12 protein-coding genes are annotated in these 17,621 nt (G+C 74.2%); 10 read left to right on the top strand and 2 right to left on the bottom strand.

Going from position 1 to position 17,621, the window contains the following annotated elements; translation table 11 throughout:
- Positions 1–210 precede the first annotated feature (210 nt).
- The 10 genes from FHE66_RS01090 (at position 211) to FHE66_RS01045 (ending at position 14,500) form a co-directional block, all read left to right on the top strand.
- Complete coding sequence (locus FHE66_RS01090; RefSeq protein ID WP_139071146.1) at positions 211–1,329, top strand: LacI family DNA-binding transcriptional regulator; 1,119 nt, start codon at positions 211–213, stop codon at positions 1,327–1,329.
- A gap of 132 nt (positions 1,330–1,461) precedes the next feature.
- Entirely contained in the window at positions 1,462–2,727 is a 1,266-nt protein-coding gene (locus FHE66_RS01085) for a sugar ABC transporter substrate-binding protein (protein ID WP_139071145.1), read from the top strand.
- A gap of 2 nt (positions 2,728–2,729) precedes the next feature.
- On the top strand, positions 2,730–3,740 hold the full coding sequence (locus FHE66_RS01080) for a carbohydrate ABC transporter permease (protein ID WP_139071144.1): 1,011 nt from the start codon (positions 2,730–2,732) through the stop codon (positions 3,738–3,740).
- Positions 3,737–4,615 (top strand): carbohydrate ABC transporter permease, encoded by an 879-nt coding sequence (locus FHE66_RS01075; RefSeq protein ID WP_139071143.1) that lies wholly within the window; start codon positions 3,737–3,739, stop codon positions 4,613–4,615. The genes FHE66_RS01080 and FHE66_RS01075 overlap by 4 nt, the downstream gene beginning before the upstream one ends.
- A complete protein-coding gene (locus FHE66_RS01070) occupies positions 4,612–7,953 on the top strand; it encodes a cellobiose phosphorylase (protein ID WP_139071142.1) in 3,342 nt (1,113 codons plus the stop codon). Before FHE66_RS01075 ends, FHE66_RS01070 begins: the two co-directional genes overlap by 4 nt.
- Entirely contained in the window at positions 7,950–10,139 is a 2,190-nt protein-coding gene (locus FHE66_RS01065) for a glycoside hydrolase family 3 N-terminal domain-containing protein (RefSeq protein ID WP_218013577.1), read from the top strand. The genes FHE66_RS01070 and FHE66_RS01065 overlap by 4 nt, the downstream gene beginning before the upstream one ends.
- Before the next feature lie 28 nt (positions 10,140–10,167).
- On the top strand, positions 10,168–11,724 hold the full coding sequence (locus FHE66_RS01060; protein ID WP_139071141.1) for a glucoamylase family protein: 1,557 nt from the start codon (positions 10,168–10,170) through the stop codon (positions 11,722–11,724).
- A gap of 78 nt (positions 11,725–11,802) precedes the next feature.
- Positions 11,803–12,114, top strand: coding sequence for an MTH1187 family thiamine-binding protein (locus tag FHE66_RS01055; RefSeq protein ID WP_139071140.1), 312 nt, complete (start codon positions 11,803–11,805; stop codon positions 12,112–12,114).
- Between the two features lie 86 nt (positions 12,115–12,200).
- Positions 12,201–13,235 (top strand): NAD(P)-dependent alcohol dehydrogenase, encoded by a 1,035-nt coding sequence (locus tag FHE66_RS01050; RefSeq protein WP_139071139.1) that lies wholly within the window; start codon positions 12,201–12,203, stop codon positions 13,233–13,235.
- Positions 13,236–13,747: 512 nt separating this feature from the next.
- Entirely contained in the window at positions 13,748–14,500 is a 753-nt protein-coding gene (locus FHE66_RS01045) for a DinB family protein (RefSeq protein ID WP_139071138.1), read from the top strand.
- 191 nt (positions 14,501–14,691) lie between these two features.
- On the opposite strand, the gene FHE66_RS01040 is transcribed toward FHE66_RS01045, so the two are convergent.
- The gene (locus tag FHE66_RS01040) at positions 14,692–15,690 is read right to left on the bottom strand and encodes a DUF1524 domain-containing protein (RefSeq protein WP_218013576.1); all 999 of its coding nucleotides are present in this window, start codon (positions 15,688–15,690) and stop codon (positions 14,692–14,694) included.
- A gap of 91 nt (positions 15,691–15,781) precedes the next feature.
- The coding region (locus FHE66_RS01035; protein ID WP_139071163.1) for an NHL domain-containing thioredoxin family protein at positions 15,782–17,621 on the bottom strand (1,840 nt) is incomplete at its 5' end.

Below are 17,621 nucleotides of genomic sequence, written 5' to 3'. Positions count from 1 at the left end.
AGCGACCCCCGGCGGCCGCGCCCGCTCCTCACCTGACCGTGAGGTCCTTCGCGGGCCGGTCCGCGGCCCGGGTGACATGCTGCTCGGCGGGGCCGGCACCTCGGGCCGCCCCGGGACGAGGAACAGGAGCCACTGCAGGACCGCACGACCGGCACGGCACCCGTATCGGCCCGGCCCGGCCTCGTGCGGACTGCGGCGGAAGGGGGGAGCGTGCGGAAACGGGCAACGGTGTACGACGTCGCGCAGGCGGCGGGCGTCTCGATCGCCACCGTCTCCTTCACCTTCCGGCGCCCCGAGCGGGTGCGCGAGAGTACGCGCGAGGTCGTGCTCGAGGCGGCCCGCCGGCTCGAGTACGTGCCCAACGCGAGCGCGCGCGGCCTCGCGCACGGCCGCACGGGTGTGCTCGGCCTGTACGCCTTCGACATGTTCCTCGAGGCGGACGGCTCCCGCGGCGCCCGCCGCGTCCGGGTCGAGGCCGCCGACCGGGACGACGGCGAGCGTCGCGCCTTCGCCGACGACGCCGACGCCGAGGACTTCCGGGTCTACCCGCTCTACGTCGACGAGGTGCAGCGAGGCTTCCAGCTCGAGTGCGCACGGCGCGGACGGACCCTCCTGGTCGGGCGCGGACCGGGCGCCGAGGGCGGCCGGATGCTCGACATCGCCAGCCGGGTCGACGGGCTCGCCGTCTTCCCCGGCACCCAGAAGCCCGAGGTCCTCGCCCAGCTCGCGCGACGGCTGCCCGTCGTCGGGTTCGCCATGCCCGACGCACCCGGTGACCTCCACCAGGTCCGGGTCGACAACGCCGGCGGCGCGCGGGCCGTCACGGAGCACCTCGTGCGCGAGCACGGGATCACCCGCCTGGAGTTCGTCGGCGCGCCGGAGATGCCGGACTACGCCGAGCGGTTCGCCGGGATGCAGGCCGCGCTGGGGGACCTCGGCCTCCCCGTGCCGCGCGCCGTGCTCGACCCCACCCCGCTCGCCGCCGTGGACCCCTACCCGGTGGTCCGCCGGCTCGCCGCCCGGCGTGCGGTACCACCCGCCCTCGTCTGCGCGAGCGACCAGCACGCGCTCGAGGTCGTCCAGGTGCTGCGCGACGCCGGCTACTGCGTGCCGCGTGACGTCGCGGTCACCGGCTTCGACGGCGTGGTCGCGGGGCGGGTCGCCAGTCCGTCGCTCACCACGGTCCGCCAGCCCATGGAGGCGATCGGCCGCGCGGCAGTCGAGATCCTCACCGAGTCCCTCGCCGTCCCGGACGCCGGCCCGCTCGTCCGGACCTTCCCGTTGCGGCTGCTCACCCGGGAGTCCTGCGGCTGCACCGCACCACGCTGAGGCCGCGCTCGCGATCCCTCGCGCGTATGTGTTGCAGGTCACACCGCTTCGCCCTACGGTCGCCGTGGCGCGGTGTTAAGCGCATAGATCGCGCCCTGGACGGAGAACGGACCCCGACGAGGAGGACCAGCCGTGAACAGGAACATCCGAGCGGGCGCCGCGGTGCTCGCCATCACCGCACTCGGCGTCACCGCGTGCGGCCGCAGCGAGGACGGCGGCGGTGGCGGCGCCGGGGACGGTGAGGGCGCCCCCGAGATCACCGAGGGCGAGGCGAGCGGCACCATCGAGGTCTGGGCGATGGGTACCGAGGGCGAGGCGCTCGGTGCGTTCGCCGAGGCGTTCGTCGAGGAGAACCCGGACGTCCAGGTCGACGTCACGGCAGTGCCGTGGGACGCGGCCCACGACAAGATCGCCACCGCGATCGCCGGCCGCCAGACGCCAGACGTGTCGATGATCGGGACGACGTGGATGGGTGAGTTCGCCGCGACCGGCGCGCTCGACCCGACCCCGGACCTCATCGACCCGTCCGTGTTCTTCGAGGGCGCCTGGGACAGCACCGACGTCGGCGGCACGAACTACGGGGTGCCGTGGTACGTCGAGACCCGCGTCCTCTACTACCGCGACGACGTCGTGAGCGAGCCGCCCGCCGACTGGGCAGAGCTCACCGCGATGGCCGAGGAGGCACAGGCGAACGGCGCGGAGTGGGGGATCAACCTCCAGCCCGGCCAGACCGGAGCCTGGCAGACGTTCCTCCCCTTCGCCTGGCAGGCCGGCGCCGTGATCACCAACGAGGACGCCACGGAGTTCACCTTCGACACCCCGGAGTTCGTCGAGGCGCTCACCTACTTCCAGTCCTTCTTCACCGACGGGCTCGCCCCGACCGACCTGCCGCAGGGGGCCCTGGAGCCGGACTTCATGGCCGGGGAGATCGCCTCCTTCGTCTCCGGGCCGTGGCACGTCGGCCTCCTCACCGAGCTCGACAGCGCCGGCATGGAGCAGGTCTCCCTCGCCCCGCTGCCGGAGGGAACCCGGCCCGGCTCGTTCATCGGCGGCGCGAACCTCGCCGTCTTCGAGGACTCCGAGAACCGCGACGCCGCCTGGAAGTTCGTCGAGTGGCTGAGCCGGCCCGAGACCCAGGTCGCGTGGTACGAGACGGTCAACGACCTCCCGTCGGTGAGCGCAGCCTGGGACGACCCGGCGATCGCCGACGACGAGTACCTCGGTGTGTTCGGCGAGCAGCTCGAGACGGCGTCCGCCCCGCCCTCCATCCCCACGTGGGAGGAGGTCGCCAGCGTCATCGACACCCAGCTCGAACAGCTGGCGAAGGCCGACGCCGACCCCCAGGAGGTCGCCACGGCCATCCAGGAGCAGGCCACCGCCATCGGGACCGGGCTGTAGCCATGTCCTCCCGCACCACCGTTCGGTCCGACGCCCCGGCGCCGGACCGGACGGACGCCACCTACGCGCTTCGTAAGCGTCCCCCGCTCTACCGCCGCCGCACCCGGGCGGCCTGGGGCTTCGCCCTGCCCTTCGCGCTCCTCTTCACCGTCTTCACCGCGGGCCCGGTGATCATGTCGCTGCTCATGGCGGTCACCGACATCCGCAGCCGCGACCTGCGCGACCCGCTCGCGGTCGAGTTCGTGGGCCTGGACAACTTCGTCGCCGTCCTCCAGGACGCGACGTTCCGCAAGGCCGCCCTCAACACGGCCTACTTCGTCCTCGTCGGCGTCCCGCTGACCCTCGCGCTGGCCCTCGCCGTCGCCGTCGTCCTCAACGCCGGGGTCACGCGGCTCACGACGTTCTTCCGGGTCGGCTACTACATGCCCGCCGTCACGAGCATCGTCGCCGTCGCCGTCGTCTGGCGGTTCCTGCTCCACCCGGACCAGGGCATGCTCAACGAGGTGCTCGGCTGGTTCGGCGTCGAGGGGCCCAACTGGCTGGCGAGCACCACGTGGGCGATGCCCTCGATGATCGCGATGGCCACGTGGCGGTCGATCGGCACGCTCATCGTCATCTTCCTCGCAGGCCTGCAAGGCGTGCCGGCCTCCCTCCACGAGGCCGCCGCGCTCGACGGCGCCGGGGCGTGGCAGCGCTTCCGGTACATCACCGTGCCGACCCTGCGCCCGACGCTCCTGTTCGGTGCGGTCATCACCGGCATCGGCTACGTCCAGTTCTTCGAGGAGCCCTTCGTCATGACGCAGGGCGGACCGCTGAACTCCACCCTGTCGGTGGCCTTCGAGACGTACAACCAGTTCGGCTTCGGGAACTACGGGTACGCGGCCGCGATGAGCTACGTGCTCTTCGTCGCCGTCGTCCTGCTCGCCCTCGTGCAGTTCTGGCTGCTCGGGGAGCGGGAGGCTCCTCGGCGCCGTCGTCGCGTCGTCGTCGCGAACAAGGAGGTCGGACGATGAGCGCACCCGCGCGTGAGCGCCGGGCACGGTCCCGACGCACCACGGAGTACCGGATCGGCGGGGCCCGTCCCCACCTGCTCGCCTACCTCCTCCTCGGGCTGGGCCTCGTCGTCGTCACGAGCCCGTTCATCTGGATGGCGCTGAGCTCGGTGAAGAGCGAGGGGGAGATCCGGCGGGTCCCGCCCACCTGGTGGCCCGAGGCCCCGACGCTCGACAACTTCCGCGAGCTCTTCCAGCGCCTGGACTTCCCGCAGTTCTTCACGAACTCCGCCCTCGTGGCGGTGGCGGTGACGATCGGCAACCTCGTGTTCTGCTCGATGCTCGGCTACGTCCTGGCCAAGTCCGACTTCGCCGGGAAGAAGGCGCTGTTCCGCATCGTCCTCGGCACGCTGATGATCCCCGGGATGGTCACCCTGGTCCCGCTGTTCGTGCTCGTCGCCAACCTCGGCCTCGTCAACACCTACGCGGGGCTCATCCTGCCGTTCCTCGCGGCGCCCTTCGGGGTGTTCCTCATGCGTCAGTTCTTCCTCGGAATCCCCGACGAGCTCATCGACGCCGCCCGCGTCGACGGCGCGAGCGAGCTGCGGATCTTCGCCCGGATCGTCATGCCGCTGGCCAGGCCGGCGCTCGCGACGCTCGCGATCCTCACCTTCCTCGGTTCGTGGAACAACTTCCTGTGGCCGCTCGTGGTGGCGACGACGGAGGACAAGTACACCCTGCCCGTCGCGCTCGCGCTGTACAGCACCGGGCAGAACAACACCGACTACGGCCTGCTCCTCGCCGGCGCTGTGGTCGTCGTCGTCCCCGTGCTCGTCGTCTTCCTGCTCCTCCAGCGGTACTTCGTCCAGGGAGTCGCGATGACGGGGATCAAGTGACCGGGACGCGGTTCCCCGTCGAGCTGCGCGGGGGCGGGGGGCTGCGGGCGCTGGTCGTCGCCGGCGGAGGACTGGCCTCGCTCACCCACGACGGCCTCGAGCTCGTCCAGCACCCGGCGTCGCCCTTCGAGGCCGGGCTGGTCCAGCTGTGGCTCCGTGACCGGGTGACCGGGGAGCGTCACCCGATGCTCGGCGCCGGCTCGGGGTCCGCGGCCGCCGTGCGGGACGGGACGCTCGTCGTCACCGGCACGACCCGGGACGGACCGGGCGGCGGCGGGCTGCGCTGGCGGGCGGTCCTCACCCTGCACCCGGCCCGAGCGGCATGGGCGTGGCACGTCGTCGTTACCAACGACGGCGGGGCGGCCCGGGACGTCGACCTCGTCCACACCCACGACCCCGCGCTGGCGGGCACCGCGGCGCTGCGCGCCAACGAGCTCTACGTCAGCCAGTACCTCGACCTCACGCCGCTCACCGGCCCCACCGGCACCGCGCTCGCCGTGCGGCAGAACCTCGCGCAGGACGGGCGGCACCCGTGGTGCGTCCTCGCCGCGGACGCCCCCGTCGCCGGGTGGGCGACCGACGCGCTGGACGTCCACGGCTGGGCCGGGCGGACCGGGACCCCCTGCGGCCCCGCCGGCGACCTGCCGGGCCGGCGCCGCCAGCACGAGCACAGCCTCCTCGCGCTGCAGACCTCACGCACCGTGCTCGGGCGGGGCGAGGAGCTGCGCGTCACCTTCGCCGGGCTCCTCCTGCCCGACCACCCCGCCGCCACGTCGCCCGACGACGTCGCCCACGCCGAGGTGGCCCTCGCCCTGGCCCGCGACACCCGGCCGCCGGACACCGCCGACCCGGTACCGCCGGGCGAACCGGCCCCGACCGGCGCGTACGACCGGGGCCGCGAGCTGCGGGCCGTGCCCGCCGACGACGCCGCGCTCGAGGCCCGCTGGCCGGCCCCCTGGCGGGCCGTCGAGCGCGGTGAGGACGGCGCGCTGCTGTCCTTTTTCACCCCCGACGCGCACGTCGTCACGCAGGCCAAGGAGCTCGCCGTGCTGCGCCCGCACGGGACGATCCTGCGCACCGGGGCCACCGCCGCGCCCGACCCCGCCGGCCTCACGGCCACGGCCTGGATGACCGGCTCGCCGCTGTCCTACCTCACCCGCGGCCACGTGACGAACGGCCGCGTGCTCACCACGGTGCGCGGCTACCTCGGCCTGCACCGTGCGCACGGGCTGCGGGTGCTCGTCGAGGACGAGGGCCGGTGGCGGCTGCTCGACCTGCCCACGGCGTTCGCCATGACCCCCGACTCGGCCCGCTGGACCTACCTCCTCGAGGACGGCGACGCCGTCGAGGTGCTGACGCGCGCGCCGGCCGCGGAGCACGAGATCACGCTCCGGGTGACCCTCACGGGGCGGGCGCGGCGGCTGCTCCTCGCCCTGCACCTCGCCACGGACACGGAGCCGCTGCCCGCCCGGCCGGGCGCGGTCCGCGCCGAGAGCGCGCCCGGCGGCGTGGACGTCCACGTCGAGGGGCCGGGCGGTGTCCGGTCGCGGCTGCGGGTGCACTCGTCGGTGCCCCTCGTGCCGGGCGACGACGCGCCCCTGTTCGACGACGGCGTCCCGCGCGTCCACGACGTCCTCACCCTCGGGACCGAGGCGGTGACCGCCGCCCGGTGGCGGCTGCGGGTGGAGCGGGACGTGCCTCCCGCCGCCTCCCCGCCACCGTCGGGCGCGGACTGGTGGACCGACGTCACCGCGATCGACGTCGCCGGTGCGCCGGGCGCCGAGGACCTCGCGGTGAGCCTGCCCTGGCTGGTGCGCGACGCGTTCGTCCACTTCCTCTCCCCGCGCGGCCTGGAGCAGTACACGGGCGGCGCGTGGGGCACCCGCGACGTCACGCAGGGGCCGCTCGAGCTGCTCCTTGCCCTCGACCGGCTCGCCGACGCCCGCGCCCTGCTCCTGTCGGTCCTCGCGGCCCAGGACGACGACGGCGGCTGGCCGCAGGCCTTCGGCTTCCTGCCTGGGGACGAGGGGTTCCGGTGGGGACCCGCGCACGGCGACATCGTCCACTGGCCGGTCCTCGCCCTGGGCCGCTACCTCCTCGCCTCCGGCGACGGGTCGGTGCTCGCCGAGACCGTCCCGTGGGCCTCCGGGCGGACGCCCACTCCCGTGCGGGACCACGTGATGCGTGCCCTCGACCACGCGCGCGCCGGCTACCTGCCCGGCACGCACCTCGTCGCCTACGGCCACGGCGACTGGAACGACTCCCTCCAGCCCGCCGACCCGACCATGGCGACGAGCCTGGTGAGCACGTGGACGGTCACGCTCCAGCACCAGGCCCTCGACACGCTCGCCGACGGCCTCGCCGCCTCCGGCGCAGCCGAGACCGGCGAGGTCGAAAGGCTGCGGGCCGAGGCGGGCGCCGTCGCCGCGGACCTGCGGCGCCTGCTCCTCGTCGACGGCGAGCTCGCCGGATACGCCCAGCTCGCCGGCGAGCCCGGGACCGTGCGCCGGTACCTCGTCCACCCGCGGGACACCGAGACCGGCCTGCGCCACGGGGCGCTGCAGACGATCCACGCCCTCGCGGCCGACCTCCTCGACCCGGCCGAGGCGCCCCACCACGTCGACCTCGTGCGGGCGCACCTCATGGGCGCCGACGGCGTCCGGCTCTTCGACCGGCCACCGGGCTACCACGGCGGGGAGACCCGCCACTTCCAGCGGGCCGAGACGGCGACGTTCGTCGGCCGCGAGATCGGCCTCATGTACGTCCACGCCCACCTGAGGTGGTGCGAGGCGATGGCGCGCTGGGGCGATGCGGACGCGCTGTGGCTGGGGATCCGCCAGACGCTCGCGCCCGCGGTGCCCGGCCTCGTCCCCGGGGCCCGTCGCCGTCAGGCGAACACCTACGCCTCGAGCTCGGACGCCGCCGTCCTCGACCGCGCGGACTTCGCCGCCCGGTACCCCGAGGTGCTCGACGGCCGCGCGGGGTTCGAGGCCGGGTGGCGCATCTACTCCTCCGGTCCCGGGGTCCTCGTCCGCGTCGTCACCCAGAGCCTGCTCGGAGTACGCCGGCGCGGTGACCGGGTCGAGGTCGACCCGGTGCTGCCGGTCGAGCTCGACGGGCTCACCGCCACCGTGCCGCTGGCCGGTGGGCTGCTGCGGCTGCGCTACCACGTCGGTGCCCGCGGGCACGGCGTCGACCGGCTCGCTCTCGCGGGCCGCGAGCTCCCCGGGGAGCGGACGTCGAACCCCTACCGCGCCGGCGGGCTGGTGGTCGACCTCGCCGAGCTCGCCACGGCGCTCAGCCCGGGCGGCCCCGAGCTGGAGGTGCACCTGCCGTGAGCGAGACCGGCGTCGCGGACGAGCGGCCCTGGGCCGACCCCGCGCTCCCCAAGGAGGAACGCGCCGCCCTCCTGCTCGACGCCATGACACCCGAGGAGAAGGTCGGCCAGCTCCACCAGGTCGCCAACCCCGACCCGCACCGGGACGCCGCCGCGCTCGCCGCCGCCGAGTTCGGCACGTGCATCGTCGCGAGCGGCGAGCACGCCGGCAACGTCCGCGACGCGGGCACGCAGGCCGCGGCCGTCAACGCCCTCCAGCGGGCCGCGGTGGAGACCTCCCGGCTCGGGGTGCCGCTCCTCGTCGCCCGGGACGTCATCCACGGGCACCGCACCGTCTTCCCGGTCCCGCTCGGGCAGGCGGCCGGCTTCGACGCGCAGATCGTCCGCGACTGCGCGCGCGTCGCCGCCCGCGAGGCCACCGCGGACGGCATCCGTTGGACGTTCGCGCCCATGCTCGACGTCGCGCAGGACCCCCGATGGGGCCGGGTCGCGGAGAGCTGGGGCGAGGACGCGTGGCTGGCCTCGCACCTCGGCTCCGCCGCGGTCGCCGGCTTCCAGGACGGCGGACGGCTCGCCGGCCCGGAGGCGATGGCCGCGTGCGCCAAGCACTACGTCGGTTACGGCCTGGCCCAGGGCGGGCGCGACTACGCCGAGGTCGACGTCGGCCCGGTGACCCTGCACAACCGTCACCTGCGCCCGTTCCGCGCGGCGGTGGACGCCGGGGTCGCGACCGTGATGAGTGCGTTCCACACCCTCGACGGCACGCCGATGACCGCCCACGTCCCGCTCCTGCGCGACCACCTGCGGGGCGAGCTCGGCTTCACCGGGCCCGTGGTGAGCGACTGGGACGCCGTCGGTGAGCTGCGGCAGCACGGCCTGGCCACCGGCACCCGCGACGCCGCGGCCCTCGCGCTGCGGGCGGGCGTGGACATCGACATGGTCAGCGGCGCCTACCACGAGCACCTCACCGGGCTCGTCCGCTCCGGCACCGTCCCGGCCGCCCTGGTCGACGAGGCGGCCTACCGGGTCCTGCTCCTCAAGCTGCGGCTCGGGCTCTTCGAGGACCCGTACACCGACCCGGGGCGCCCCGCCGCCGTCCACCTCACCGCCGACCACCGCGCGCTCGCCCGGCGGGCCGCGGCAGGCGCCGTCGTCCTCCTCCGCAACGACGGCGTGCTCCCGCTCACCGAGCCACGCCGCCTCCACGTCACCGGCGCCCTCGCGACGGCGAGCGCCGAGCTGCTCGGCACCTGGACGCTCGACGGACGCGCGGAGGACGTCGTCACGATCGCCGACGCCTTCCGGGAGCGGTACGCCGGGGCGGTCGTCACCGTCGACGACGGACGCTTCCCGGACGAGTCGCTCGTGCGCGCCCGGGAGGCGGACGTCGTCGTCGCGTGCGTCGGGGAGCACCCCGTGCGCAGCGGTGAGGCGAACTCGGTGACCTCCCTCGAGCCGCCCCCGGGACAGGTGGAGCAGCTCACGGCGCTCGCGCGGGTCAGCCGGCGCCTCGTCGTCGTCGTCCTCACCGGCCGACCGCTCGCGCTCGAGCGGCTGGCCGACGTGGGCGAGGCGCTCGTGCTCGTCTTCCACCCGGGCGTCGAGGGCGGGCACGGCGTCGTCGACGTGCTCACCGGCGACGTCCCCCCGAGCGGCCGGCTCCCCGCCTCGCTGCCGTGGACCACGGGACAGGTGCCCCTCCACCACGACCAGCGCCCGACCGGTCGGCCACTCGACCCCGACGGCACCGTCGGCCGGTACCGCGACCACCGCGACACACCGCAGTACCCGTTCGGCCACGGCCTGGGCTACTCGCCGGTGAGCTACGAGGGGGTCCTCCTCTCGGCGGCCGAGCTGGGGCCGGGGGAGACGGTGCGTGCCTCGGCGCGGGTGACGAACACCGGGTCCCGTCCCGTCCTGGAGACCGTCCAGCTCTACGTACGCGCCCACCTCGCCGCGATCTCCCGCCCGGTGAGCGAGCTCGTCGGCGTCCGCCGGGTGCCGCTCGCCCCCGGTGAGAGCGCCGAGGTCGTCTTCGAGGTCGACCGGCGGACGCTGTCCTACCGCGACGCCGCGGGACGGGAACGGTGCGAGGCCGGACCGTTCACCGTCCGTATCGCCCCGCACGCGGGCGGCGGGGTCACCACGCGGCTCCGGGTGACCGACGAGGCGCCCGGCCCGACCTGACCAACCCCTTCGAGGAGAGGACCGCACGATGAGGGACAGGACACGCAGTCGGCGTGCGCTCGCGACGGCGGCGGTCGCCGTCGCCGGGCTCGTCGCCACGGCCGGCGTCGCGAGCGCCGGACCCGGACCGGACCGCAACCCCGGTCGGGACAGGGACACGATGATGACCTACGCCCAGGACACCTGGGCGTCCTTCGAGGCCATGGTCGACCCCGGCACCGGCCTCCCGGCCGACAACATCGAGGGCGACCTCGACCCCGACAGCCGCAGCGGCTACACCTCACCGACGAACATCGGCGCCTACCTGTGGAGCACCGTCGCCGCCCGCGACCTCGGGATCATCACGCGCCGGGAGGCGCACGAGCGGATGGGCCGGACACTCGCGACGGTCGCGACGCTCGAACGGCACGAGCACTCGGGCATGTTCTACAACTGGTACGACGAGGCGACCGGGGAGAAGCTCTACACCTGGCCGACGGACGGGGCCCGGGTCTACCCGTTCCTCTCCAGCGTCGACAACGGGTGGCTGGCCACCGCGCTGCTCATCGTCGAGCGCGCCGAGCCACGCCTGCGCGGCCAGGCGGCGGAGATCCGCTCGACGATGGACTTCGGGTTCTACTACGACCCCGCCGTCCGCCAGCTCCGCGGCGGCTTCTGGGACGAGCCGCCCGCCGACCCCGCCGCCGTCCTGGACAACTACCGTGACCGCGGCCCGGACGTGTGGTTCACCGGGCACCACTACGGCACGCTCAACACCGAGCCGCGGATCGCCAGCTACCTCGGCATCGCCTGGGGGCAGATCCCGCCCGAGCACTACTTCTCGATGTTCCGGACGTTCCCGGACACCTGCGACTGGAGCTGGCCCGAGCAGCGGCCGGTCGGGGAGTGGGAGGAGCACCTCGGCGTCGAGGTCTTCCAGGGCGCCTACCGGTACCGGGACATGCAGCTCGTCCCGACGTGGGGCGGGTCGATGTTCGAGGCGCTCATGGTCGACCTGTTCATCCCCGAGGCGGACTGGGGCCCGCAGAGCTGGGGCGTCAACCACCCGCTCACGGTCCAGGCCCACATCGAGCACGGGCTGGAGGAGGCCGGCTACGGCTACTGGGGCTTCTCGCCGTCGAGCAACCCGGCGGGCGGCTACCGCGAGTACGGGGTGGACCCGATCGGGATGGAGCCGAACGGGTACAGCTCCGACCAGGAGCGCACCACCGTCGACCCGGGGTGGGACGACCCGGCGTGCTTCCGGGAGCCCGCCGAGCCCGCCGAGTACGGCGACGGCGTCGTGACGCCGCACGCCTCGTTCCTCGCCCTGCCCTACGCGAGGCGGGAGGCGCTGGACAACCTCGCCAACCTGCGGCGTGACTTCGACGCCTACGGCCCCGGCGGCTTCTACGACGCCGTCGCCGTCCGCAGCGGCACGGTCGCCCAGCGCTACCTCTCCCTGGACCAGGGCATGATCATGGCCGCGCTGGGCAACGAGCTGCGCAACGACCGGGTGAAGAGATACGTCGTGCGCGGCGACGTCGAGCGCGAGATCCGCCCGCTGCTCGGGATCGAGGAGTTCAACGCCGGGCGGGTCGACTGACCCGGCGGACCGGCGACGGCGCGTGCAGCGGGGCGGACCACGCGTCGTCGCCGGAACGGCGCGCCTACGATGAGGGCCATGCTCTTCGCCTTCTCCGTCGCCCCCACCGTCACCGACTCCGCCGACGGCTCGGTCTCCGAGGCTGTGGCCGCTGCCGTCCGCGTCGTGCGCGAGTCCGGTCTGCCGAACGAGACCACGGCCATGTTCACGACCATCGAGGGCGAGTGGGACGAGGTCATGCCGGTGGTCAAGGCCGCGTGCGACGCCGTCGCCGCCCACAGCCCGCGCGTCAGCCTCGTCCTCAAGGCCGACCTGCGCCCCGGCTACGAGGGCCAGCTCAGCGCCAAGGTCCAGCGCGTCGAGCAGCACCTCGGGGGCGGGCACGCCTGACCCCACCTCCGGGACGGCATGTGACGTCGATGACATGCTGTGGGGGAGGGACGGAACACCGAGCCGCCCCCACGAAGGAGGATCTGATGAAGGCACTGCAGTACCGAACGATCGGCGCCGCCCCCGAGGTCGTCGAGGTCGAGACCCCGGAACCCGGTCCGGGCCAGGTGCGCCTCAAGGTCACCGCCGCGGGCGTGTGCCACTCCGACTCGTTCATCATGAGCCTGCCCGAGGAGCAGTACATCTACGGGCTGCCGCTCACCCTGGGCCACGAGGGCGCCGGCGTCGTCGACAAGCTCGGCGACGGGGTGACCGGGCTCGAGGTCGGCACCTCCGTGGCGGTGTACGGACCGTGGGGCTGCGGCCACTGCTACGCCTGCGCGCAGGGCCACGAGAACTACTGCGAGCGGGCCGGCGAGCTCGGCATCGCACCTCCCGGGCTCGGTGCGCCCGGGGCGATGGCCGAGTACATGATCGTCGACGACCCGCGCCACCTCGTGCCCCTCGGGGACCTCGACCCGGTGCAGAACGTCTCGCTCACCGACGCCGGCCTCACGCCGTACCACGCGATCAAGGGCTCCGTGGCCAAGCTCGTGCCGGGCTCGGTCGCCGTCGTCATCGGCGCGGGCGGCCTCGGGCACGTGGGGATCCAGATCCTCCGCGCGATCAGCCCCGCGACGGTCGTCGCGCTCGACCTCTCGGAGCACAAGCTCGAGCTCGCGACCGACGTCGGCGCACACCACGCGTTCCTCTCCGACGAGAGCGCCGTGGAGAAGGTGCGGGCGCTCACCGGTGGCCGCGGCGCCACCGCCGTCTTCGACTTCGTCGGCATGCAGCCGACGATGGACCTCGGCGCGAAGATGGTGGCCGTGGGCGGTGACCAGGTGATGGTCGGCGTCGGCACGGGCAGCCTGCCGGTCGGCTTCCTCGACCGGCCCTTCGAGTCCCAGGTGCGCGCGCCCTACTGGGGCTACCGCTCCGAGCTGTTCGAGGTGCTCGACCTCGCCCGCACCGGCGCCGTCCGCGTCGAGACCGAGGTCTTCTCCCTCGACGACGCCCCCAAGGCCTACGAGAAGCTGCACGACGGCACGCTGCGCGGCCGCGCGGTCATCGTCCCGTAAGGGCTGCCCCGGGCCGGGAGTCGGGTGCCCCGCGCGGGCGCCCGGCTCCCGGCCCTTCGCCGCCGAGCCCTGCCTCGCCCGCGCCGCCGCGCCCTGCCGGCTAGCCCGCGCCGCCTAGCCCTGCCGCCTCGCCCGCGCCGCCGCGCCGAACCTGCCACCAAGTCCGCCCCGCCGCGTGTCGCCGCGCCGCGCGTCAAGGCGGACCCCTTGTCCCGCGCCTCGCGCCGGGTACTTTGTGGCAGATTCCTCAGGCCCCGGGGTGCAGACGGGCACGGCTCGCCGGTGCAGCGCGCCGAAGGGCTCAACGTCTGCCGGGCAGGGCCGCCGGACCGCGCGGACGCGAAACCTGCCACCATCTCGGGCTCACCGTGTGTCGCCGCGCCGGGAGTCAAGGCACCAGGCTTGCCACAGGCCACGCGCCGGCCACTTCGTGGCAGGATCCGGCAGCCGCCGGCGGCGAGAGGGCAGGCGAAACCGGAGCCAGGGGCAGGGCGCCGTGCCACCCTGACCGCATGGACGCGGAGAGCCTGCAGGGCAGGACGTTTCGCAACCGGAGCCTGCGGGGCTCACGGTTCGTCGTGTGCGACCTCGGCGATGTCGTCGTGCGGGGGAGCGACGTGGCCGGCATGGAGGTCGACTCCCCGTGGCTGCTCGAGGAGGGCACCTTCCTCGTCAACGGGGTCGACGTCGTCCCCCTCGTCGATGCCGAGCTCGACCGTCGCTTCCCGGGGCGCTCGCTACGCAGGGCCTCGACGCCGCAGACCCTGCGTGAGGCGTGGGCCGCCGTGGAGCGCACGTGGTCTGCCACGGTTGACCGCGCGACCCGCATGCCCCCGGGCACCGTGGACGAGTCCGTCGACGGTGAGTGGTCCTTCGCCCAGACGTTGCGTCACCTCGTCATGGCCACCGACACGTGGCTGGGCCGGGCGGTCCTCGGGCAGGAGAGGCCCTACCACCCGGTCGGACTGTCCAACACCGACGGCGAGGAGTCGGCCGCCTTCACCGCCGCGGACTTCTCCGCCACGGACCCGTCGTTCGCCGAGGTGCTGGACGCGCGGGCCTCGCGCCAGGCGATGGTGCGCGACTTCCTCGCATCAGTGACGGCCGAGGACCTCGCGGCGCCGCGGGCGAACCCGCACGCGCCGGAGTACCCGGAGACGGTCCTGTCGTGCCTGCACACGATCCTCGAGGAGGAGTGGGAGCACCACCGCTACGCCGTGCGAGACCTCGACGCGCTCTCGGGCACCGCGGTGAAAATGGTGTGACAACGTTCCGGCGCGGGCGGACAGTGGCGCAGTGCCGCGTACGCGGCCGAGCGTCGAGCAGAGGAGGCCGGGGTGAACCCCGAGCTGTACGCCCACCTGATCCACCGGGTCCTCAAGGAGGGCAAGAACCAGCAGATCCACACCCGTCCGGTCCGGCGCGGGCGGCGGCGCCTGCCGGACTGACCCGGGCGTCACTCGCAGACGGTGCCGTCCCCGTCGCCGTCGCGGTACCAGTCGTACTCGGGGTCGACGCCGCGCACGTAGGGCCCGAAGCCGGCCGCCTTGGCGGCCTTGCACGTCGGGTACTGCGGGTCGGTGCCACCGCCGGCGGGCGCCTGCGGTGCCGGGGCGGGAGGCGCGGGCTGGGCGGGCGCGCTCCCCTCGAGCTCGGGCATGAGCGGGGCGGGCTCCGCCTCGGGGAGCGGCTCGCCCGGGCAGTCGGACAGCACCCGGACCATGGCGTCCTTCTCCGCCTGGGTGACCCACAGGGAGTAGGCGTGCTTCACCGCGACCTGCCGGGCGACGTAGGCGCACCGGTAGGAGGTGTTGGGCGGCAGCCAGGTGGCGGTGTCACCGTCGCCCTTGGCCCCGTTGAGGGGACCGTCGACGGCGAGGAGGTTGAGCGGGTCGTTGCCGAAGCGCTGCATCGTGGCGGAGTCCCAGGACTGCGCGCCCTTCTGCCACGCGTCGGACAGGGCGACGACGTGGTCGATCTGGACCTCACCCGAGGTGTCGCTGCCCCGGACGAAGTCGATCGTGCGCCCGGAGTAGGGATCGTCGAGGACGCCGGTCTCCACCACGCACCCGTTGGTGCCCGGCCTGACGGTGATGTCGCGCAGGTCCCGCCGCAGGATGTCGTTGCGGACGTCGCACCCGTTCCGGTCCAGGTCGAACTCGCGGTAGGCGAAGGCGTCGCGGTCGTACCCGGTCCTCGGCGCGCGGCCCTTGACCTCGAGGAGGTCGACCGTCGCCAGGGCGGACCCGGCGGGCGCCGGTGTGGCGTCGGGCGTCGGCTCGACCTCCGCCGGCGGCGTCGGCGTCGTCGGCGTCGGGGCAGGCGTCGAGGAATGGGTGACTGCCGGCGTGGCGACACCCGTCGTCTCGACGGCGGTGCCGCACCCGGCGAGGGCGATGACCACGGCTGCGGTCACCGCGATGACGCGGGCCGGCCGGCGGGCCTGAACGTGCACTGTGTCCTCCTCCCGGTGAGCATGCCTGGCCGTGCGCGCGCGATCCAGCAGCCACTCCGGCAGGTCCCGGAGCGACTGACAGGGACCCGGCTCAGCCGTGGAGGTTGAGCACGAGCTCGGCGGGCCCGCCCTCGACCACCCGCACCGGGATGCCCCAGTCCTGGGAGGCGAGGTGGCACGCGGGGAACTCCACAGCCGGGTCCGCGTCGCAGGAGGCGGCCTTGGCCGTCACGGAGAGCACGGTGTGCCCACCCGCGTCCGCGTTCGGGGTGAGGGAGACCTGCCGCTCGAGGTCGGTGCCCGTGCCGCCGCCGTCCACGAGCGTCTCGGCGGCGACCGACAGCTGGGTCGAGGGACCGAAGCGGTCGTCGAGCTTCTTGCCGGCGGGCGGGGTGAAGACGACCCGGAGGGTGAAGTCCGGGGCCACCTCGGTGACGGGACGCTGCGTGCGGTGGGCGGTGCCGTCGTGGCGGGCGGCCGTGCCGTCGGGCAGCGGGATGCGGGTGAGGCGGTGGGCCGCGGACTCGACGACGAGGAGGTGCGCGCCGTCGACGAGGAGGCCGGACGGCTCGGCGAGCCCGGTGGCGAGGGTGCTCATCTCCTCGGTGGCCGGGTCGTAGAGGCGCACGGCCCCGTTGTAGGTGTCGGCGACGGCGACCTGGCCGCCGGGCAGCGCGGCGACGCCGAGCGGGTGCTGGAGCAGCGCCTGGTCGGCCGGTCCGTCGCGGTGCCCGAAGTCGAACAGCCCCTGCCCGACGGCGGTGCGCACCTGGCCGGCGGCGACGTCGACGGCGCGCAGGGCCGAGGTCTCGGAGTCGGCGAGCCAGAGCCGGCCGTCGTCGGCCACGGCGAGCCCGGACGGCTGGGCGAACCACGCCTGGCGCAGCGCGCCGTCGACCAGACCCTCGTTCATCGTCCCGCCAAGCCGCGCGACGTAGCCGGCGAGGGGGTCGAAGGTCCACAGCGTGTGGTGCCCGGCCATGGCGACGACGACCGCGCCCGCTTGCGCCGACCACGTGACGTCCCACGGGGAGGACAGCCGGACCCGGCGGGCCGGGCCGTAGTCCTCGGTGGCCGGCTCGTCGCCCGGCGCGACGTTGTCCGGGGCGCCGACCATGAACTGCTCACCGGTCCCGGCGAGGGTGGTCACGTGCCCGTCGGCGAGCCGCACGCCGCGCAGCAGGTGGTTGACCGTGTCGGCGACGACGACGTCGTAGCCCACCTGGTCGGCGACGTCGCTTGGGAGCAGGCACAGTCCGTTGGGCTCGTTGAGCTCGGCGTCGTCGGGGCCGCCTTCGGCGCGCCCGCGGGAGCCGGAGCCGATGGTGCGCACGAGGGTCTCGCCGTCGGGGGTGAGCTCGACGAGGCGGTGGTGCCCGGCGTCGGCGACGAGGAGGTTGCCGCCCGGCAGGGCGAGCGCCTTGGCGGGGAACCTGAGCAGGCCCGCGGTGGGCTCGGGCGGCACGTAGGGACCGGAGCCGCGGTGGAGGGTGCCCTTGGCCTCGTGCTCGGCGACGAGCTGGTCGATGGCGGCGGCGAGGTTCGGGGTGTGCCCCTCGCCGGCCATGTGCCCGACGATGTAGCCCTCGGGGTCGATGAGGACGAGCGTGGGCCACGCGCGGGCGGTGTAGGCCTTCCACGTCGTGAGCTCGGGGTCGTCGAGGACGGGGTGGGCGACGTCGTAGCGCTCGACGGCGGCGGCGAGCGCGTCCGGGTCGGCCTCGTGGACGAACTTGGGGGAGTGGACGCCGACGGTCACGAGGACGTCGTGGTACCGCTCCTCGAGCTCGCGCAGCTCGTCGATGACGTGCAGGCAGTTGATGCAGCAGAAGGTCCAGAAGTCGAGGAGCACGATCTTGCCGCGCAGGTCCTGCAGGGTGAGCGAGCGGCCACCGGTGTTGAGCCAGCCGCGCCCGACGAGCTCGGAGGCG

Origin of the sequence: Georgenia sp. 311 (assembly GCF_006151955.1) — a bacterium.
Classification (GTDB): Bacteria; Actinomycetota; Actinomycetes; order Actinomycetales; family Actinomycetaceae; genus Oceanitalea; species Oceanitalea wutianyii.
Note: the sequence above shows the minus strand (reverse complement) of the source record. Positions and strands in the feature narration are given on the sequence as shown.